The sequence below is a fragment of the Streptomyces sp. NPDC048461 genome (genome assembly GCF_055587105.1).
Genome location: NZ_JBVJGW010000001.1, coordinates 261247 through 280384, shown reverse-complemented (window position 1 = coordinate 280384; position 19138 = coordinate 261247). Strand labels below are relative to the sequence as shown.

Here is a 19138-nt window from a genome sequence, read left to right as displayed (position 1 = left end):
CCCCCATCCCCTGGTCCACACGGGAGTAGACCGCCGTGTCCGCGCCGCCCCGCCTTCTCGCCCCGTTCGTGCGCACGCGCACACGGCTGTCCCTGACCATCGGCCTCGTCCTGGCCGCCCTCACCGCCGCCCTCTTGCCCTGGTGGCACCACGACGCCCCGCCCACCGCCCGCGGCGGCCCCTCGGCCGACGCGAAGGCGGTGTCCACCGGCCCGCACGACGAGGCCGGCGCCGTGGCCGAAGCCCTGCGCACCGGTCAGCAGGTGCTGATCGACACACTGACCAGCGCCACCGAGCTCACCTGGGCACTGCCCGACGGGCAGCTGCGCACCCGGATCCACGCGCTTCCCCAGCGGGCGAAGACCGCCAAGGGCGAGTGGGCTCCGATCGACAACAAGCTGACCCGGGTCAACGGTTCGCCCGGCGCCCTGGGCGTCGTTCCGGCCAACCCGGCCCTGCCCGTGCGCTTCTCCAGCGGCAGCGGGGGCGGAGACCGGGCGAACCGTTCGTTCGCCCGCGCCCCGCAGCCGGGCGAAACCGTGCTCGCCGAGGTCGACCTCGGCGGCCACACCATCGCCTACACCTGGCCCGGCGCCCTGCCGGCACCGGTCCTGGACGGCTCGCGGGCCCTGTACTCCGAGGTCCTGCCCGGCGTGGACCTGCTGCTCGTGGCCCGTGAGGAGGGCGGCTTCGGCCAGGTCCTCATCGTGAAGAACCGCGAGGCGGCACGGAACGGAGCCCTGGACACCGTCTCGTACGGCCTGCGCTCCGGCACCGCGACCTTCCGCCACGACGCCGAGGCCAGCCGGATCCAGGTCCTCGACCAGGCGGGCCAGGAGGTCGGCACCATACCGACGCCGTTCGCCTGGGACTCCAGCGGACGCGACCCCGAGCTGCCGGAGGGGCAGTCCGCGCCCCGCACCGCCACGGCCACCCCGGCCGACGTGCTGAAGCTCTCCGGCCTGACCGGCATCGAGCCCGGCGCCCGCTCCGCCCCGATCCCGCTGCGGCTGGACGGAGAGGGCACCGGCGCCGCGCAGCTGCGCCTCCAGGCCTCCGAGACCAAGCTGCTGACGGACGAGAACGTGAAGTTCCCGGTCTTCATCGACCCGCCGCTCAACAGCCAGTGGCAGGCCTGGACGACCGCCTACCGGCCGTACCCGAACAGCAGCTTCTGGAACGGCACGAACTTCTCCTCCGGCACGTCCGACGCCCGCGTCGGCTACGAGTCGGACACCGGCGGCCTCGGCCGCTCCTTCTGGCGCATGGGCTTCTCCTCCAGCTACAAGGGGGCCACCTTCACCCGCGCCACCTTCAAGGTCCTCAACAACCACTCCTGGTCCTGCACGGCCCGCGAGTTCCAGTTCTGGCTGACCGGATCGATCTCCTCCGGCACCACCTGGAAGGCCCAGCCGAGCTGGTCCACCAAGCTCGACCAGCAGTCCTTCGCGCACGGCTGGAGCTCCGGCTCCTGCCCGGACGACTACGAGGCGTTCGACGTGAAGGCCGCGGCCCAGAAGGGCGCCGACAGCGGCTGGTCGAACATCACCTTCGGCATGCGCGCCACCAGTGAGGGCGACACCCAGACCTGGCGCAAGTTCCGCGCCACGTCCGCGGTGCTGGAGGGCGACTACAACCGGGCCCCCTCCGAGCCCACCAACGGCACGACCTCGCCCGGCGGCGACTGCGTCGTCGGCTCCCCCGGCCGCACGGTCGGCAGGACCAACCTGACCCTGAAGGCCAAGGCGGTCGACGCCGACAACAACCTGAAGGGCCTGCGCTTCCGGATCTGGGAGGCGGGCGGCACCGCCCCCGCCGGCACCCTGGCCACCAACCTGTCCGGCGGCTACGCCTCGACCGTCATCGTCCCCAGCACCACCATGCTGGTCGACAAGAAGACCTACTACTGGGACGTGCGCGCCGAGGACACGGTCGGAGCCACTTCCACCTTCTTCCCTGCGGGCACCACCCCGTGCGCCATCACCATCGACGGCTCCGGGCCGCCGACCCCGACGGTCGACGAGGACACCACCCCGTTCAAGCGGGCCACGAACGACGGCGCGACCTGGGCGTCGGTGAAGTTCGGCGACACCGGCACCATGACCTTCAGTTCGGCGGGCGCGGCCAAGTTCAGCTACGCCTTCGACGGCACGAACATCAAGTACGTCAACGCCGTCAACGGCTCTGCCACGGTGCCGGACCTGCGGCCCCCGCACGCCGGGCCGAACTGGCTCCAGCTGTACGCCTACGACGCCCTGGGCAACCCCAGCGTCCGCGGGGACTACCCCACGTACATCCAGCCCAAGGACAACGCCGACGGCCCCCACGACGTGGGCGGTGACAGCCTGCCCGACATCCTCGCCATCAACTCCGCGGGGAACCTCGCCTCCTACTCCGGAGGCGAGGGCGGCGACCTGTACGGCAGCCTCACCGGCTCCTACAGCGCCGGCGGAAAGCTCAACCCGGCGGGCCACTGGTACGACCCGGCCACCGGAAAGGCAGCGCTGATCGCCCACTACGGCGACGTCTACCCCGGCGACGGGACGACCGACCTGTTCGCCCGGACGCCGGACAACCAGTTCTGGCTCTACCCGGGCGACGGCTACGGCAGCTTCGACGTCGGCGAACGGATCGCGATCCGGCTGCCGTCGAACGCTCCCGCGCCCTCGACCTGGACCCAGCTCAAGGCCGTCGGCGACGTCACGGGCGACAAGCTGCCCGACCTGTTCCTGCGGGCCGGTCCGGCGTTCTGGGTGCTGTCGGGCTACACCGGCGCGACCTTCCGGACGGCCACGCTGATGAACGTCGACGCGTGGGAGCGCCGCGACATCGTCAACGTCGCCGACATCAACCAGGACTCCACGCCGGACCTGCTGTGGCGCAACCTGGACAACGGCGCCATGTACGTCCGGCACGGAAAGCCCGGGGCCGTCGCCGGAAGCGTCGACCTCAATTCGCTCACCCTGGCGGCGAACTCCCTCAACGGCGACGTCCAGTACGGCACGGCATGGACGGAGGCGAACGTCTCGACCGCGATCGGCATCCCGGACGTCAACGGGGACTCGATCCCGGACATCTGGGCCCGCTCGGGCGTCGACGGCCAGATGCGCGTGTACTACCCGTCGCAGACCAACACCAACGCCCCGGCCAAGAACGTCCTCACGGTCGACTGGCGCAGCATGAAGTCCCTGAGCTGATCCCGGCTCCGCGCGGCGCGAGCCGGCGGGGACACCGACGACGGCCCCCATGCCCCGGGAACGGGGTGTGGGGGCCGTCGTCGTCGCGCGGGCCCGCCCGGAGCATTCCGGTGGTCTGTACGAGGGAGGTGGGGTGGGGTCTGTGGGTTTGGGGGGTGGGGTCGGGCCGGCGGCGTGCATAGGGTGGTTCGTGAGGCCGCATCGTGCCGGTGACCTGGTGCTTTGCGGGGAGTGAGCTCGCAGAGGGATGGGCGGCGCGGATGCGTGAGCTGGTGGAGACGGCGCAGCGGTGGGCGGCCGAGGGGCGGGCCGGGTTTCTGGCCAGGCCCCTCACGGAGCAGGGCTTCGGGCCGCGGGACCCGGCCGGCGCCGTGCTGATGGACGGTCGCGGCGTGTGCGTCGGGGCGTTGTACAACGGGGTGTTCGACGCGGAGCTGTCCGCGGACGCCGCCGCCATGCCCGCGGGGCGGACCGCGCGGGTGTGCGAGGTGTCGGTGGCCGGAGCGGAGGCGGTCGAGGCCCGGCTGACCTGCGGCGGGTCCGCCGAGATCCTGCTCCAGCCGCTGTCCGCGGTGCCCGCCGAGTGGTGGGAGCTGCTCGGGCAGGGGGCCGGGGTGGCGCTGGTGACCCGGCTGGACGAGGCCGCCGAACAGGCGGTCAGCGAGGTCGTGCGGGCCGTCGAAGCCCCCCGTGACGATGCGGCGCGGCGGGCCGGGGAGCTGCTGGCCACCCGGCGGCCCGGGCGGGACGCGCTGTACGGGGAGTCCGGGCTGGTGCTCGTGGAGGCGTACCCCTCGGCCCCGTACCTGGTTGTCGGCGGGGGCGGGGAGCTGGCCGACGTCATCGGGCGGCAGGCCGCCCTGCTGGGCTGGAGCGCGGTGACCGTGGAGGACGGGGCGGCGGCCGGGAAGCTCCTGGCCGAGCACCGGGACGCCGCCTGCCTGGTGATGCTCAGCCACGACCCGGCCTTCGACGTCCCCACCCTGCGGGAGGCGCTGGCGCTCGGCGTTCCGTACGTGGGGGCGCTCGGTTCGCGGCGGACGACCGCGCGGCGGCGTGAGGGGCTGCTCGCCGCCGGGGTGGGTGAGGCGCGGCTGGCGCTGGTGCACGGTCCGATCGGGCTGGACCTGGGGGCGCGGACGCCCGCGGAGACGGCGCTGGCGATCTGCGCCGAGATCCTGGGCGTGCTCGGCGGCCGCGAGGCCCGGGCCCTGCGGGACTCGGACGGTCCGCTGCGCGGCTGATCCCCTCCGGTCCGGGGACGGGGGCGGGGGCGGGGTGCACGGTGCGGCGTGCGGGTGCGGGTGCGGGATGCGGGTGCGGGGTGCGGGGTGCGGCTCAGGTGTCGCCGAGGGCGCGCCTCAGCTGGGCCTTGTTCATGTTCGAGCGGCCGTGCACGTTGCGGCGCTTGGCCTCCGCGTACAGCTGGTCGTACGTGGGGCCCTGCGCGCCGGAGTGGGAGTGCAGGCCGCCGCGCCGCGACGAGGACATGTCGTCGAGGGACTCCTTGCTCGCGGTCCTGGACTCGCCGGCGCGGGCGCGCTCCTTGTTGACGGTGCGGGCGGCGATCTCCTCGGCCTTCTTCTCGGGCTCGCCGCGCCGCTCCACGCTCTCCTTGATGTGCTCGTACTGGCGTTCGCGCTTGGGGGAAGATCCGCGGGGCATGGTCGCCCTCCTCTGGTCGTCGGCGTGCACCGGGCCTCTCTCCGATTACCCCGGTTGCAGCAAGCCATCCCCTCCAGAACAGCGCATAACGGATCAAAGTGCGAGAAAATATCCGTATGGACTCGACCCTGAGCGTGGACTCGACCCTGACCGACATCGCGTGGTTCGCGGTCGTGGGGATCGTCGTGGTGGGCTTTCTGCTCGGCGCCTTCTGGCTCGGCAAGAAGGTCCGGGCGCAGGAACCCGCCCCGCCGTCGGCGGAGAGCCAGCCCCACCTCCCGGAGGGCGGGGCGGTCTACGAGGTCCGCGAGGAGCGGGAGCACGTGGAGTTCCCGGAGGGCGGCCTGCGCCCGCACGAGATGCAGGGCTACGGGAACTTCGGCTCGACCACCCACAGCCACCAGGCCGAGGCCCGCGCGGAGCGGGAGTCCGGATACGAGCACGTGGAAGGGCCGGGGCCGCATCCGCAGCCGGGGTCTCCCCCCAACTCGGGGCGCGGCGCCCACGAATAGGCCGTCCTCCCCGACGGTCCCTCCGGACCGGCCCCGACGGCCCCCTCCGCACCGGCCTCTGACCCGCCTCCGCGCGGGTCAGAGGTCCGTCCGGAGGCGGAGGACCTCCGGGGGCGGGTGGCGGGCCGACGTGTGGCGGACCTCCGCCGCGAGCGGAGGGTCCAGCGGCCGGAAGGGGATCTCCCCGAGGCCGATGGCGGTGACCGTCGACGGGGTCGCCGCCAGGGCCGTCGCCGGGGCCGTCTCCCCACCCCCCTGCGCGTCCCGCCCCGCCACCGCCCGCGCCACCTCGGCGCGCAGGGCCGCGGTCAGCGGGCTCGACACGAGCGGGGTCTCGTCCTCGCCCGGCAGCGCGAGGACCAGGGCGAGCGGGCGGCGCGGGGTGCCCGTGTAGCCGACGACGGCCGCGTCCCGCACGTTCGTGTGCCGGAGCTTGCTCCAGCCGCGCCGCCCGGCGGGGTAGGACTGGTCCAGCCGTTTGACGACCAGGCCCTCGATGCCGCTGGCGGGCAGGGTCTCGTACCAGGTGGCCGCCAGCTCCGGGTCGGTCGTCATCGGGACGGGCTGCAGCGGCGGGCCCAGCGGCAGCAGCAGCTCCACCAGCAGCGCCCGGCGGCGCTCGTACGGGCGCCCGCGCAGGTCGAGCCCGGCCAGTTCCAGGACGTCGAAGGCGGCGTACGAGGCCGGCAGGCTGCGCGCCAGGACGGCGGCGCGGGCCGCCGTGGCCGCGGCCCGGCGCTGGACGAGCGCGAAGTCGGTGCGGCCCGCGTGCCAGACCACCACCTCCCCGTCGAGGACCGTCCCGGCCGGCAGCTGCCGGGCAGCGGCGGCCAGGTCGGGGAAGGCCGCGGTGACGATCCGGCCGGAGCGCGCCTGGAGCACGACGTCCGCCTGCGACCGCAGGACGACGAGGCGGTGGCCGTCGAACTTCGGCTCGTACGCGAGGCCCGCCCCGCGGGGCAGGGTCCGTACCGCGGTGGCCAGCGCGACGCGGATCACGGCCGGGCCCGGCCGGAGGGCCCCGGCAGCCGGCCGGCCCGGTTGAGGTTGATCAGGGGCCCGAAGAGGTCTCCGTCGAGGGCCAGCCGCGGCGCGATGTCGTCGGCGAGGAACACCAGCTCGGAAGCGGTTCGGCAGTCCGCGACCTCGTCCCAGGACACGGGCGCGGAGACGGTGGGGCGGGGCCGCGCGCGCAGCGTGTAGGGGGCGGCGGTCGTCTTCGCGGCGGCGTTCTGGCTGTGGTCGACGAAGACCTTGCCGGGGCGCAGGGCCTTGGCCATCCGGTGCACGATCAGGTCGGGGAGCTCGCGCTCGGCCTCCTGCGCGAGCTGTTTGGCGTACGCCGACACCTGCTCGGAGGGGGTCGGCTCCAGGGGTACGGCCAGGTGGAGGCCCTTGGAGCCGGAGGTCTTGGCGTAGGCGTGCAGTCCGTCGGCGGCGAGGCGCTCGCGCAGCCAGAGGGCGGCGGCGCAGCACTCCACGACGGTGGCGGGCGGGCCGGGGTCGAGGTCGAGGACCATCCGGTCGGCGACGGCGGGGCTGCCGGCGGTCCACTGGGGGGTGTGGAACTCGACGACGAGGTTGGCGGACCACATGAGGGTGGCCATGTCGGCGACGACGACCTGGGCGGCGGACGCGTCCTCGGAACGGGGCACGGGGGTGGTCTTCACCCAGGTGGGCGTACCGGGTGGCGGGTTCTTGGTGAAGAAGAGCTGGCCGTCCGGACCGTCGGGATAGCGCAGGAAGGACACGGGCCGGTCGTGGATGTGGGCGAGGAGGGAGCCCGCGACCGTGGCGTAGTAGTGGAGCACCTCGCCCTTGGTGAAGCCGGTCTCCGGGTAGAGGACCTTGTCGAGATTGCTGAGCGCGATGCGACGGCCCTCCACCAAAGTGATCGGCGTCATACGATGAGATTGCCACGAAACAGGAGGAACCGTGCGATCCATTTGGAACGGGGCGATCTCCTTCGGCCTGGTCAGCATTCCGATCAAGCTCGTGAACGCCACCGAGAGCCACTCGATCTCCTTCCGTCAGATCCACCTCGCCGACGGCGGGCGGGTCCGCTACCGCAAGGTGTGCGAGCTGGACGGCGAGGAGGTGTCGGGCGCCGAGATCGGCAAGGGGTACGAGGAGGCCGACGGGTCGATCATCCCGATCACCGACGACGACCTGGCCCAGTTGCCGCTGGCCACCGCCAAGACGATCGAGATCATGTCGTTCGTGCCCGCGGAGGAGATCGATCCGCTGCAGATGGACGCGGCGTACTACCTCGCGGCGAACGGGGCGACGGCCGCGAAGCCGTACACGCTGCTGCGGGAGGCGCTGAAGCGGAGCCGGAAGGTCGCGATCGCCAAGTACGCGCTGCGGGGCCGGGAGCGGCTGGGCATGCTGCGGGTGGTCGACGACGTGATCGCGATGCACGGCCTGCTGTGGCCGGACGAGATCCGGGCGCCCGAGGGCGTGGCCCCGGAGGGTTCGGTGTCGGTACGGGACGCCGAACTCGACCTGGCGGACGCGCTGATGGCGACGCTCGGCGAGGTGGAGATGGCCTCGCTGCGCGACGACTACCGCGAGGCCGTGGAGGCGATGGTCACGGCGAAGGCGGGCGGGGCGTTCGAACCGTCGGAGGTGACGGCGGAACCGGCGGGCGGGCAGGTGATCGACCTGATGGCCGCGCTGGAGAAGAGCGTACGGGCGGCCAAGGCCTCCCGCGGCGAACCGGAGTCCGGTGCGGAGCCGGATGCGGGGGCCGGCGGGGAGTCCGGTGCCGGGGCCGAGGTGACGCCGATCCGGCGCAAGGCGGCGGCCGCGTCGCCGAAGGCGGTCGGCGGGAAGAAGTCGACGGCGTCGACCGCGAAGAAGACGGGGTCGGCGGCGACGAAGAAGACCACCGCGACGGCGGCGGCCAAGGCGACGAAGTCGTCAGCGAAGTCGGCGTCGTCATCGGCCTCGACGGCTTCGGCGAAGGCGAGCGCGGTCAAGTCGACGGCGGCCAAGTCGAGTTCGGCGAAGTCGGCGGGGTCCACGAAGAAGGCCACGACGAAGAAGGCCGCCCCGGCGGCCCGGAAACGCACCTCCGCCTGACGGGGCCCGCCACGGTGGGGAAGGGGCGTTCTAGAGCCAGGTGCCGGCGTCGCGGGCCAGGGTGAACAGGGCTTCCACCTCGCGGGGTTCGAGGACGGCGGGCAGGCCGGCGAGTTCCGGTGCGGCCGTCCCGGGCTGGAGGACGCGGAGGTCCCGGACGGTGGGCGCGACCTCGACGCGGGACGCGTCGGCCACCGCCAGGGCTCCGGTGACGCGGGCCGTCGGGGTCCGCCCGGTGCGGTCAGCGGCTGGCCTGGCGGCCGACGGCCCCGCCGTGCGGTCAGCGGCGGACCGGGCGGCCGGCCACCCCGCCGGACGGGCCCCGGCCGCGCGGGCGCCGGGGCCCTCTTCGGTACCCGGGCGGCCGGAAGACGTGCGGAGCGGGCTCGGGGCGGACCGGACGCGCGAGGCGCTTGCGGTCAGGGCCAGTTCGGCGCGGGCGGCGGCGCGGCGGGCCCAGCGCGGGTCCGGGCGGGGTTCCGCCCGGCCGACGGCGATGAGGAGGTCGCCGACCGCGGCGTGCCGGCCCCGGCCCGGGACCGTACGGACGCAGAAGATTCCCGCCGGGCCGATGAGCAGGTGGTCGATGCGGCCGAGTCCGGGCAGCGGGACGCAGTGCAGGATCCGCCAGCCGTGCGCCTCCAGGGCGTCGAAGGCGTCCCCCGCCCGCTGCTGGGCCGCGAGGTCCTGGCGGAGCCGGTGGCGTGCCCGGGTGCCCGCCGTTCCGTGGTCCAGCTCGCCCAGCAGGCTCTCGCCGGGGCGGTTGGGCGCCAGGTCGGCGTCCGGCGGGAGCGCGAGGCCCCGCAGCTCCGCCGCCGTGGGCACCGGGGGCGGGCCGATCGCGACACCGCGGGTCAGGAAGGGCCGCAACGCCCGCACCACCGCGTCGCGTTGGTCGTCGGCGAGGACGCTGATCCGGTTGGCCTGCCGGTCGTACCAGGCCACCGCCCGGCCGTCCGGCAGGTTGACGTACAGCCGCCCGCGGCCGGGCCTCCCGCTCGGTACGACCCTGAGTCCCCTCATCGCCCTCACCCCCGCCGTCCATGGGAGCAGCCGGGCTGCCCGGGGGCAATCCCCCGGCGGTGTAACGACTCCGACGGAACCCTGCGACGCCGCTGTTACACGAACGGGGCCCTGCCGCAACGGCCGCCGCCTACGTTGGTCCCACCTGGACCCGCCAGGCCCCGGCCCGCACCGAAGGACTTCCCGTGAGCACCGTCAGCCGCCGCACCCTCGTTCGCGCCGCCGCCGTGACCGTCTGCGCCGGAGGCCTGCTGGCCCTCCCCGCGGCCGCGGCGCTGGCCGAGGGCGTGCCCGCGGCGGCGGCGGCGCACTCCGCGGGCCCCCAGCGGACGCTGCTCAAGAGCCTCTCGCTGGCGGACGGCGTGTCCACGGCGAAGGTGTACCGCGTCGGCAAGGGCGCGTACGAGGCCGACATCCTGACCGCGGACGGCGCCAAGGCCGCCACCCTGACCAGCCGCGACGGGGTCACCGGCACCGGCGGCGCCGGGGAGCTGCGCGCTTCGCTGGACGCGGACGGGCGGCTGACCTCCTGGGTGGGCGACGCTCCCGCGCGGGGTGCCGGGCACGCCGTCGCGGGCGACGGGCACAAGACCGGGACCCGCAGCGGACAGGTCGTCCCGGCCTCGCTCCCGGCACGGGGCTCCGCATCGGGCTCAGCATCGGGCTCCGCCTCCGGCCCGACTTCCCCGCCGCGCACGGGAGAGGCCGGCGGTGACCGCGTCGTCGCCACCGGGCCGGTCGACGCGCTGCGCCTGAACACGCTGGCCGACGAGCCCGGGGAGGGCGTGCTGCTGCTGGCCGCGGGCGGCGGGATCGCGGCCGTCGGCGCGGCCGGGCTGGGCTTCGCGATGCTGCGGCGCGGGCGCACCGAGGGCTGACGCGCAGGTCACGGGCCCCTCCGTCCACCCGGACGGGGGTGGTGGGCAAAAAGGACGTACCTCCGCATAAGGTTGACGCTGCGGGTGCCGTGTCCCTTGGGTGCCCCGTCGCCCACGCCGCGGACAGGAGGACGCAGGGCCCCGTGAAGCCGCACCCGTACCCGTACTCGTATCCCTACCCGCGCCTTGCGCACCCGCCGTTCCCCGCGCCCACCACCCTGGCCGGACCCGCCGTCTCCGCCCCGCCGCCCCTGCCCTCCGGGGTGCTGCGGCGCAGGGCCACGGGCGCCGTGCTGCTGGTGTGCTGCCTGCTGCCCGTCCTGGCGGGCTGCGGCGACGCTGACGGCGCGCTGGCCTCGGCCGGTTCCACGCCCACCGCGAGCGGCCCCGTCAACCTGTGGCCCGGGCGGCAGGGGGCGGCCGTTCCTCCCGCCGACCCCGGCGGCGCGCCGCCCGAGTACGTACCGGGCATCGCGCCCGTCCGGAACCAGAACGTCCACGAGGTGGATCCGTTGGCCATCGTCCGGGCGGAGGTGCGCGCCCACGCGAACGCCGACGTCGGCCCGGACGGGATGCCCGCGGAGACGGCGGCGGCGATCGCGGCGTGCGGTGACGGTGACGGTGGCAGCGGGGGCGGGGCCGAGCGCGGCGCGAAGTGCCCGGTCCTGGAGCCGTACTACCGCGACCTGACCGGCAACGGCCGGGACGAGCTGATCGTCGGCGTCGAGCTGCCGGACCGCATGATGTCCGTACGCGTGTACACGGCGGACCCCGACGGCCGGCTCAACCGGATCATGGCGACCACGGACACGGTCATCGGCGTGGAGCTGGCCGGGCAGGACGTGGTCCTGCGGGTGCCCAGCGGCAACAACGGGTACGAGCTGATCACCGCCTGGTCCTACGACGGGAAGCAGCGCACCATGCTGCCCACGCGCGAGCAGATCGTACGGGTGCCCTCGGCTCCGCGGACGACGCCCGCGCCGGCCACCACGCCCGCCCCGGCCACCACACCCCCGCCAGCCGGCCCGGCGCCCGGGGCCGGCGCGCCGTGAGTCTGCGGCTGCCGGCGTGGACGGCCACGCTGACCTGGAAGTCCGCCTGCTTCATCGTCGTCATGTGCTGCTCGCTGGCGGCCGTCCTGGGAGCGCTCGTGCACGTGGAGGTGACCCGGCAGACGGTGTCCACGGCGCGCGAGAAGGCGCTCGCCAAACTGCACGACGTCTCCCACGCCTACGAGGCGGGCGAGCCCCTGCCGCCCGAGTCCGGGCTCGATCCGCAGGCGCTCCCGCCGGAGCTCCGGAAACTGGCCCTCGGCGGCCACCGCGGGACGGTCGTGGGCGACTGGCGGGGCCGTCCGACGATGTGGGCGGCCGCGCCGGCGGACGGGCGGGTGCTGGCCACCGCCGTCGACTACGCGCAGAGCGCCCGGACGATCAGCGGGCTCGACAACGCGATCATCGGGTCCTCGGTGCTGGCGATCGGCGGAACGCTGCTGGTGGGCGCGTTCGCGGTGACGCGGGTGACGCGGCGGCTGCACCAGACGGCCACGGTGGCGCGGCGGATCACGCAGGGCGACCTCGACGCGCGGGTGGGCGACCCCCGTACGAAGGACCCCGCGCGGCGCCAGGACGAGGTGGCGACGGTCGCCGGGGCGCTGGACACGATGGCGGGGACGCTGCAGTCGAAGCTGGAGAGCGAGCAGCGGTTCACGGCGGACGTGGCGCACGAGCTGCGCACGCCGCTGACCGGCTTGCAGGCGGCGTCGGAGCTGCTGCCGGAGGGACGGCCGACGGAGCTGGTGCAGGAGCGGGTGCGCACGATGCGGCAGCTGACCGAGGACCTGCTGGAGATCTCCCGGCTGGACTCGGGCAGCGAGGAGGTGGACACGGACCTGCACCAGCTGGAGCGGCTGGTACGGCGGGTGGTGCGGGCGTCCGGGACGGACACGGAGGTGGTCGTGGTCCGGGACGCGCACGTGGAGACGGACCGGCGGCGGCTGGAGCGGGTCCTGGGGAACCTGGTGGCGAACGCCCACAAGCACGGGCGGGCCCCGGTGGTGGTGACGGTGGACGGGCCGGTGGTGACGGTGCGGGACCACGGGGACGGCTTCCCGGACTACCTGGCGGCGCACGGCCCGCAGCGGTTCCGCAGCGGGGGCAAGGGGCACGGCCTGGGCCTGACGATCGCGGTGGGCCAGGCGGAGGCGATCGGGGCGCGGCTGGCGTTCCGCCCGGCGCGGGGCGGCGGCGCGGCGGCGGTCCTGACCCTCCCGCCGATGCCCGGGTGAACCGGCCCGGGCGGGTCGGGGTGCCCCTTGGGCCGGGCCCACCCGAAGGGCGGGCCCGGCGCACCCCACGAGCGGTCCGCGGCCCCGGCCGTTACGGGCGCGGGGTCTTCGTCCACGGCCAGCGCGGCTTCGGCTTCTCCCCGCCCGGGCGGAACGCGTACTTCCACCCCTTCTGGAGCCCGAGCCGCTTCGAGTACCCCGACGGGACCCGCTCGTAGAGCAGCACCGTCGGCGGGGCGTCGGGCGCGGGGACCGGGATCTCGTACCACTTCGGGGGGTGACCGGTCAGGCCGAGGATGACCGGCAGCACCCTGCCGTCCATCGGGCCGCCTTCGAAGGGGGTCGGTTGGCTTCTCACCCCACCAGTGTCACAGCAGGTGGGCGGCCTCGGAGACCACAGGGATCACGCGGCGGGCCAGCACGCCGACCGGGCCGTCCGCCGATTCCAGGGCGAGGGCGGCGCGGGCCGCGGCCGCCGTTTCGGGGTCGGTGGCGGCGGTGGCGGTCAGCAGGGCGATGAACTGGTCGAGCAGCCAGTCCCGGAGCGCACCGGCGTCCGGCTGCTTGCCCTCGTCGATCCAGATGAGCGAGGCGGCCTCGACCGCGGTGATCCACGTACGGACCATCATCCGCAGCCGGGGCCCCGGAGCCGGGGCGCCCAGGTGGTAGAGGATCTGGCCGACGGCGGCCCGGCGGATGCCGTCCACCGTGGCCGTCGTGCGGGAGGTCTCGACGACGCTGCCGCCCTGCAGGAGCGCGGAGAAGCCGGCGTGGTGCTGGTCGACGAAGGCCAGGTAGCGGTCCAGGGCCCGGGAGAGGCGCTGGGTCAGGGGCCCCTCCTGGGGCTCGGCGAAGCACAGTTCGAGGACGTCCGCCGCGGAGCGCAGGGCGGCTTCGTAGAGCTGCTGCTTGCCGCCCGGGAAGTAGCGGTAGACGAGGGGGCGGGACACCCCGGCGGCTTCCGCGACGTCGTCCAGCGAGACGTCCTCCGGCGCCCGGTGCGCGAACAGCGAGAGGGCGGCGTCGAGGAGTTGGGCTCGCCGCTCCTCGACACCCAGTCTGCGGTAGGCGCGTACGGTCATGTCCGCAGGGTAGCCCGGCGGACGTGGCCTCAGGCCAGGAGTCCGGAGCTCTTCCACAGCTTGCGGCCGACTCCCCGCAGGATGCCGATGTCGTCGAGGAAGTCGGTGAGCCGCTTGGAGCCGGCCTGCATGACCTCCCGCCGGTGGCCGCTGGCCTTGACCTGGGCGACGGCTTCGTTGCGGTCCAGCCCGATGTTCTCGTACACGGCCGGGTTCACGAAGGCCAGCGAGAAGACGCGGGCGGCCTCGCCGCAGCTGATCCGGGTGAGTTCCTGCTCCCAGCGCGGGGCGGTGAGCATCTGGCGGCGCAGCTCCTCGCGGGCGTAGCGGACGTGCCGGGCCTCCTCGATGACGTGGATCCGGGTCACGCCGCGGACCAGCGGCTGGATGCGCTCGTCCGGGAAGGTCAGGCGCTGCATCCAGTCGAGGATCTCCTCGCCGAGGAGGGTGCAGGCGAAGGAACCGGGTGTGGTGGAGACCGTCTTGAGGATGCGCGCGAGGTTGTGGTTCGTGCGGGAGACCGGGTACTCGGGGGCTCCGCCCTTCTGGATCATGCGGGCGAACATCATCGAGTGGCGGCACTCGTCCGCTATCTCGGTGAGGGCGTAGCGGACGTGGTTGCTGGTCAGCGACTTGTCGTAGATGTGCCGGACCAGGAGCTGCATGAGGATGATCTCGAACCAGATGCCCAGCGAGCCCAGCGCCGCCGCCTCGTGGCGGGAGAGCTCGATGCGCTGCTCCTCCCCCATCTTCTTCCAGAGCGGGGTGTCGTAGAGGGAGAGGAGTTCCGGGGGCCAGTAGTACTTGCCCTCGATGGGCGGGGCGTCCCAGTCCAGCTCCTTGTCGGGGTCGAAGGAGTGCTTGGCCGAGGATTCGAGGAGCCGCTCGGCGATCTGCTCGCGGTCCTTGAGCAGGCCGAGAGCGTCCCTCAGGGCGGCTCGATCGGTCACCGTCGTCATGGCTTCGGACACCTCGTTCGTTGGGTTACCGGCGGTCACTTCTTATGAGACTGCTTGTCAGCAAGGGCGTCAATCCCCTGCGCACGACTTGTTGACCCCGCGTCTACCAACGTGTGACGCTGCCAACTGTCCAGTCCTGTACGGAAGTACGCGACAGAGGTGGTGCCAGTGTCGACGCACGAGCTCTACACCAGCGACCCGGGCGCGGGAGTCTGGCAAGTCCCCGCCTCCGGATCGGCCCGTTTCAGCTGGGAGTACGACGGAGGCCGCGAGCGGCTCCTCGCGCTCTACCAGAAGGGCAAGGACAAGCAGTGGGACGGTGCCAAGCGCATCGACTGGGGCATCGAGGTCGACCCCCACGACCCGCTGGGCACCCCGGACGACGTGCTGACCCTGTACGGAACCCGGCACTGGGCCAAGCTCACGGAGAAGGACAAGGGCGAGCTGCGCCGGCACTACGCGTCGTGGAACTTCAGCCAGTTCCTGCACGGCGAGCAGGGCGCGATGGTGTGCGCGGCGCGGATCGTGGAATCGGTGCCGGACCTGGACGCGAAGTTCTACTCCGCCACGCAGACCATGGACGAGGCCCGGCACGCGGAGATCTTCGGGCGGTTCCTGCACGAGAAGGTCGGGATGCTGTACCCGATCAACGACAGCCTCCAGGAGCTGCTCGGCGACACCCTGCGCGACTCCCGGTGGGACATGCCGTACCTCGGGATGCAGGTGCTGATCGAGGGGCTGGCCCTGGCGGCCTTCGGCATGATCCGCGACACGACCGACAAGCCGCTGCCGAAGCAGATCCTGGCGTACGTGATGCAGGACGAGGCCCGGCACGTGGCCTTCGGGCGGATGGCCCTGCGGGACTACTACCGGCAGCTGACGGACGCCGAGCGGCGCGAGCGCGAGGAGTTCGTGATCGAGGGCTGCTACCTGATGCGGGACCGCCTGCGCGGGGTCGAGGTGCTGGAGAACTTCGGGATCTCCCGCAAGGAGGCGGAGGAGTTCAGCGAGCAGTCGGAGTTCCTGCACCTGTTCCGCAAGCTCCTGTTCAGCCGGATCGTGCCGTGCGTCAAGGACATCGGGCTGTGGGGCGAGCGGCTGCAGAAGGCGTACCTGGACATGGGCGTCTTCGAGATGGGCAACTCCAACCTGGACCTGCTGATGAGCCAGGACGAGGAGATCGCGGAGGCCCTGGACCGCGAGCGGTTCGCGGCGGAGGAGGCCGAGCGCGTGGCGGAGGTCGGTGCCGCGATCGCCTCGGGCGCCGAAACCTGACGCCCGGCGCCCGGTCCGCACCGCCGCGCCGCCGCACCCGCCGTCGACGCGTGGCCCGGCGCCCCGCTCACCGGGCGGGCGGGGGCGGCGGGGCGGACAGGGCCGCCTGCATCACCGAGCGGGCGATCGGCGCCGCCGCCCCGTTGCCGCTGATGTCGCCGCGCACCGCCGACGCGTCCTCGACGACGACGGCGACCGCGACCGCCGGGAGGGCGGCGCCGCCCTCCGCCTTCGCCCAGGAGATGAACCAGGCGTACGGGGTCCCCGCGTTGCCGACACCGTGCTGCGCGGTGCCGGTCTTGCCGCCGACCACCACGCCGGGGATGGCCGCGTTGCGCCCCGTACCGCTCTCCACGACCTTCACCATCAGCTCCTGCATCCGCAGGGCGGTCGCCGGGTTCATGGCCCGGCCCAGGGAGCGCTGGTCCCCGCGCCGGACCTGGGAGCCGTCGTCCTGGGTGGTGCGGTCCACCAGGTAGGGGGCCTTGAGCTCGCCGCCGTTGGCGACCGCCGCCGCCACCATCGCCATCTGCAGCGGCGTCGCCTTCGTGTTGAACTGCCCGATCGAGGACAGGGCCAGCTGGTCCTGGCTCATGTCGGTGTCGAAGTTCGACCGGGAGACCCACGACGGCACCCGCAGCCCCTCGTCGTTGAACCCGAACCGCCGCGCCGCCTCCACCATCCCCCGCAGCCCGACGCGCACCCCGATCTTCGCCATCACCGTGTTGCAGGACCACTGCACCGCGTCCGCCATGGAGGCGTCCTGGCAGCCCGTGCCCGCGTTGGGCAGCAGGGTGCTGGTGCCGGGCAGCGGATAGGGGTCGGGGGTCTCGGTCGGCGCGTCCACGTCGGTGACCGCGCCCGAGTCCAGGGCGGCCGCCGCCGTCACGATCTTGAAGGTGGAGCCCGGCGGGTACGTCTCGCGCAGCGCCCGGTTCAGCATCGGCTTGGCCGGGTCCGCGTTCAGCCGCTCCCAGGCCGCCTTGACCCGGCCGCCCGTCCCCGACAGTGCGGCCGGGTCGTACGAGGGGCTGCTGACCAGCGCCAGGATCTTCCCGGTGGCCGGCTCCACCGCCGCGACCGCGCCGCGCTTGCCGGCGAGGCCCGCGTACGCGGCCTCCTGCATCCCGGCGCGGATGGTGGTGGCGGCGTTCCCGCCGCCCGGGCGGCCGCGGGTGAGGTCGTACCAGAGGGGGAAGGCCGAGAGTCCCGGATCGGTGCCCGACAGGACCGCGTCCTCGGCGCGCTCGACGAAGCTGGTCCCGTACGTCTGGGAGGAGTAGCCGGTGACGGGCGCGTAGAGCGGGCCGTTGAGGTACGTCCGCTCGAAGCGCAGCAGCTGGCCGCTGTCGCGGGAACCGGTGACCGGCCGGCCGTCGACCAGGACGTCGCCGCGCGGTTCGGCGTACCGCTCGATGACGGGGCGCTTGTTGGCGGGGTTCGCGCCGTAGGCCGCGGACTCCCAGACCTGGACCCGGGCGATGTTGACGAGCAGGGCCACCAGCAGCAGCGCGCAGAAGTACGCGCACCAGCGGATGTAGCGGATCACGCGGCGGCCTCCTGCGGTTCGGGCCTGCGGGCGCTGTCGCTCAGCCGGACCAGCAGGGCGACGATGATCCAGTTGGTGACGACGGAGGAACCGCCCTGGGCCAGGAAGGGCATGGCCATGCCGGTGAGCGGGATCAGCCCGGTGACGCCGCCGGCGATGACGAACACCTGGAGGGCGACGATCGAGGCGAGCCCGGTGGCGAGCAGCCGGCCGAAGGGGTCGCGCAGCGCGAGTCCGGCGCGGAAGCCGCGGGCGACGAGGAGCCCGTACAGCAGGAGGATCGCGGTGAGGCCGACGAGGCCGAGCTCCTCACCGGCGGTGGCCAGGATGAAGTCCGACTTGGCGGCGAAGCCGATGAGGAAGGACTGTCCGTGGCCGAGCCCGGCGCCGAGGAGTCCGCCGGCGCCGAAGGAGAAGAGGGACTGGGCGAGCTGGCCGGGGCCCTCGCCGCGCTCGATGGAGGCGAAAGGATTCAGCCAGTCGTCCACGCGACTGTTCACGTGCGGCTCGAAGGTGCCGACGGCGTAGGCGCCGATCCCCGCCAGGACCAGGCCGATCGCGATCCAGCCGATCCGTCCGGTGGCGGTGAACAGCATGATCACGAAGAGTCCGAAGAAGAGCAGCGAGGTGCCGAGGTCCCGCTCCAGGACCAGGACGCCGACGCTGAGCAGCCAGATCGCGAGGATCGGGCCGAGCACCCGGCCGGGCAGGAGGCGGAGCTTCCAGAACAGCGTGCGGCCGGTGAGGGCGAGCGCGGTGCGGTTCGCGGCGAGGTAGGACGCGAAGAAGACGGCGAGCAGGATCTTGGCGAACTCCCCCGGCTGGAAGGAGAGTCCGGCGAACCGGATCCAGATGTGCGCGCCGTTGACCGCCGGGAAGAAGACGGGGACGAGCATCAGCGCGAGGGCCGCGGTCACCGAGACGTACGCGTAGCGCTGGAGCGCGCGGTGGTCGCGGAGCCGGGCGACGACGAGCACGAACAGCGCCACCCCGAGCGCGGACCAGAGGAGTTGGTCGCCGGCGGCGAGGTGGGCGGGGGTGGTCACGTCGAGGCGCTGGATGAGGACCAGCCCGAGGCCGTTGAGCAGGAAGGCGATCGGGAGCACGACGGGGTCGGCGTACGGGGCCCAGCGGCGGACGGCCAGGTGCGCGAGCAGCGCGGCGGCGGCCAGCCCGCCCGCGTAGCGGGCGGCGGAGCGGGGGACGTCGCCCGTGGTCGCGAGGCCGACGTGGACATGACCGAGGGCGGCGATCAGGACGGCCCCGGCGAGGAGGGTCAGCTCGACGCCGCGACGCCGGGGGGCGCGGGCGTCGGGAGGCGGCGGCGCGGGCTCCGCCACCTTCGCCGTCAGAGCGGTCATGGGGGAAACGTAGCAAGCGGACGGATGGTATGTCCGTTTATGTCATAGGGTGCCGAAGAGTCGTCACAAGCGGTCGGAATCAGCGCCGGAGCCCTGCGGAGCCCGTGCCGCCGATCGCCCTCGCCCCCGCGGAGCGACGGCCCCGCGGCCGCGAGGGCGGGGGCGGGGCGAGGGGGCGGGGCGGCGCGGGGCCCCACCCCGCCACCCGGGTGACCCCGGTCGGGCCCGCCGACCCTGTTGGGCGATTTGTCATACCGGGCGTGGCA

The 19138-nt window shown here is 73.7% G+C and carries 17 protein-coding genes; 8 read left to right on the top strand and 9 right to left on the bottom strand.

The features are described 5' to 3' along the window. Positions 1-68: 68 nt before the first annotated feature. Together ACZ6S8_RS01275 and ACZ6S8_RS01270 are read left to right on the top strand one after the other, a co-directional pair. Positions 69-3197, top strand: coding sequence for a DNRLRE domain-containing protein (locus ACZ6S8_RS01275; RefSeq protein ID WP_469451346.1), 3129 nt, complete (start codon positions 69-71; stop codon positions 3195-3197). A 260-nt stretch (positions 3198-3457) separates the two neighbouring features. Then, positions 3458-4441, top strand: coding sequence for an XdhC family protein (locus tag ACZ6S8_RS01270; RefSeq protein WP_469451345.1), 984 nt, complete (start codon positions 3458-3460; stop codon positions 4439-4441). Positions 4442-4535: 94 nt separating this feature from the next. Here ACZ6S8_RS01270 and ACZ6S8_RS01265 read toward each other — a convergent pair whose 3' ends face one another. Continuing rightward, complete coding sequence (locus ACZ6S8_RS01265; RefSeq protein WP_469451344.1) at positions 4536-4862, bottom strand: plasmid stabilization protein; 327 nt, start codon at positions 4860-4862, stop codon at positions 4536-4538. A gap of 116 nt (positions 4863-4978) precedes the next feature. Here ACZ6S8_RS01265 and ACZ6S8_RS01260 point away from each other — a divergent pair, with 116 nt between their 5' ends. Then, positions 4979-5374 carry a DUF6479 family protein gene (locus ACZ6S8_RS01260; protein WP_469451343.1) on the top strand — a complete coding sequence of 132 codons (396 nt, stop codon included), beginning with the start codon at positions 4979-4981 and terminating at the stop codon, positions 5372-5374. A gap of 78 nt (positions 5375-5452) precedes the next feature. On the opposite strand, the gene ACZ6S8_RS01255 is transcribed toward ACZ6S8_RS01260, so the two are convergent. Together ACZ6S8_RS01255 and ligD are read right to left on the bottom strand one after the other, a co-directional pair. Further along, on the bottom strand, positions 5453-6370 hold the full coding sequence (locus ACZ6S8_RS01255; RefSeq protein ID WP_469451871.1) for an ATP-dependent DNA ligase: 918 nt from the start codon (positions 6368-6370) through the stop codon (positions 5453-5455). Further along, a complete protein-coding gene (gene ligD / locus ACZ6S8_RS01250; RefSeq protein ID WP_469451342.1) occupies positions 6370-7278 on the bottom strand; it encodes a non-homologous end-joining DNA ligase in 909 nt (302 codons plus the stop codon). The genes ACZ6S8_RS01255 and ligD overlap by 1 nt, the downstream gene beginning before the upstream one ends. Positions 7279-7309: 31 nt before the next feature. Between ligD and ku the strand changes: the two genes are divergently transcribed. Next, the gene (ku, locus tag ACZ6S8_RS01245) at positions 7310-8458 is read left to right on the top strand and encodes a non-homologous end joining protein Ku (protein WP_469451340.1); all 1149 of its coding nucleotides are present in this window, start codon (positions 7310-7312) and stop codon (positions 8456-8458) included. Between the two features lie 30 nt (positions 8459-8488). Here ku and ACZ6S8_RS01240 read toward each other — a convergent pair whose 3' ends face one another. Continuing rightward, positions 8489-9481 (bottom strand): nuclease-related domain-containing protein, encoded by a 993-nt coding sequence (locus tag ACZ6S8_RS01240; RefSeq protein WP_469451339.1) that lies wholly within the window; start codon positions 9479-9481, stop codon positions 8489-8491. Between the two features lie 185 nt (positions 9482-9666). Between ACZ6S8_RS01240 and ACZ6S8_RS01235 the strand changes: the two genes are divergently transcribed. The 3 genes from ACZ6S8_RS01235 to ACZ6S8_RS01225 all read left to right on the top strand — a co-directional run bounded on the left by ACZ6S8_RS01235 (position 9667) and on the right by ACZ6S8_RS01225 (position 12646). Next, positions 9667-10359, top strand: a complete 693-nt coding sequence (locus tag ACZ6S8_RS01235; RefSeq protein ID WP_469451337.1) for a hypothetical protein — start codon at positions 9667-9669, stop codon at positions 10357-10359. 143 nt (positions 10360-10502) lie between these two features. After that, the gene (locus ACZ6S8_RS01230; RefSeq protein WP_469451336.1) at positions 10503-11411 is read left to right on the top strand and encodes a hypothetical protein; all 909 of its coding nucleotides are present in this window, start codon (positions 10503-10505) and stop codon (positions 11409-11411) included. Beyond that, positions 11408-12646, top strand: a complete 1239-nt coding sequence (locus tag ACZ6S8_RS01225; RefSeq protein ID WP_469451334.1) for a histidine kinase dimerization/phospho-acceptor domain-containing protein — start codon at positions 11408-11410, stop codon at positions 12644-12646. The genes ACZ6S8_RS01230 and ACZ6S8_RS01225 overlap by 4 nt, the downstream gene beginning before the upstream one ends. A gap of 91 nt (positions 12647-12737) precedes the next feature. Here the strand turns inward: ACZ6S8_RS01225 and ACZ6S8_RS01220 are convergent, their stop codons facing one another. The 3 genes from ACZ6S8_RS01220 to ACZ6S8_RS01210 are packed head-to-tail and all read right to left on the bottom strand — an operon-like array spanning position 12738 to position 14687. Then, the gene (locus ACZ6S8_RS01220) at positions 12738-13004 is read right to left on the bottom strand and encodes a hypothetical protein (RefSeq protein WP_469451332.1); all 267 of its coding nucleotides are present in this window, start codon (positions 13002-13004) and stop codon (positions 12738-12740) included. 10 nt (positions 13005-13014) lie between these two features. Then, complete coding sequence (locus tag ACZ6S8_RS01215) at positions 13015-13728, bottom strand: TetR/AcrR family transcriptional regulator (protein WP_469451331.1); 714 nt, start codon at positions 13726-13728, stop codon at positions 13015-13017. A gap of 29 nt (positions 13729-13757) precedes the next feature. Continuing rightward, complete coding sequence (locus tag ACZ6S8_RS01210) at positions 13758-14687, bottom strand: AurF N-oxygenase family protein (protein ID WP_469451329.1); 930 nt, start codon at positions 14685-14687, stop codon at positions 13758-13760. Positions 14688-14855: 168 nt separating this feature from the next. Here ACZ6S8_RS01210 and ACZ6S8_RS01205 point away from each other — a divergent pair, with 168 nt between their 5' ends. Beyond that, positions 14856-15962, top strand: coding sequence for a ferritin-like domain-containing protein (locus ACZ6S8_RS01205; RefSeq protein WP_469451327.1), 1107 nt, complete (start codon positions 14856-14858; stop codon positions 15960-15962). Positions 15963-16029: 67 nt separating this feature from the next. Here ACZ6S8_RS01205 and ACZ6S8_RS01200 read toward each other — a convergent pair whose 3' ends face one another. After that, complete coding sequence (locus ACZ6S8_RS01200) at positions 16030-17511, bottom strand: penicillin-binding transpeptidase domain-containing protein (protein ID WP_469451325.1); 1482 nt, start codon at positions 17509-17511, stop codon at positions 16030-16032. Next, positions 17508-18872 (bottom strand): FtsW/RodA/SpoVE family cell cycle protein, encoded by a 1365-nt coding sequence (locus ACZ6S8_RS01195; protein ID WP_469451323.1) that lies wholly within the window; start codon positions 18870-18872, stop codon positions 17508-17510. Before ACZ6S8_RS01195 ends, ACZ6S8_RS01200 begins: the two co-directional genes overlap by 4 nt. Positions 18873-19138: the final 266 nt, after the last annotated feature.

Bases quoted from the DNA above. Each gene is read 5' to 3' on its own strand.
- ACZ6S8_RS01260 (WP_469451343.1), top strand. From the start codon at position 4,979: ATGGACTCGACCCTGAGCGTGGACTCGACCCTGACCGACATCGCGTGG.
- ACZ6S8_RS01215 (WP_469451331.1), bottom strand. From the start codon at position 13,728: ATGACCGTACGCGCCTACCGCAGACTGGGTGTCGAGGAGCGGCGAGCC.
- ACZ6S8_RS01265 (WP_469451344.1), bottom strand. From the start codon at position 4,862: ATGCCCCGCGGATCTTCCCCCAAGCGCGAACGCCAGTACGAGCACATC.
- ACZ6S8_RS01195 (WP_469451323.1), bottom strand. From the start codon at position 18,872: ATGACCGCTCTGACGGCGAAGGTGGCGGAGCCCGCGCCGCCGCCTCCC.
- ACZ6S8_RS01210 (WP_469451329.1), bottom strand. From the start codon at position 14,687: ATGACGACGGTGACCGATCGAGCCGCCCTGAGGGACGCTCTCGGCCTG.
- ligD (WP_469451342.1), bottom strand. From the start codon at position 7,278: ATGACGCCGATCACTTTGGTGGAGGGCCGTCGCATCGCGCTCAGCAAT.
- ACZ6S8_RS01270 (WP_469451345.1), top strand. From the start codon at position 3,458: ATGCGTGAGCTGGTGGAGACGGCGCAGCGGTGGGCGGCCGAGGGGCGG.
- ACZ6S8_RS01240 (WP_469451339.1), bottom strand. From the start codon at position 9,481: ATGAGGGGACTCAGGGTCGTACCGAGCGGGAGGCCCGGCCGCGGGCGG.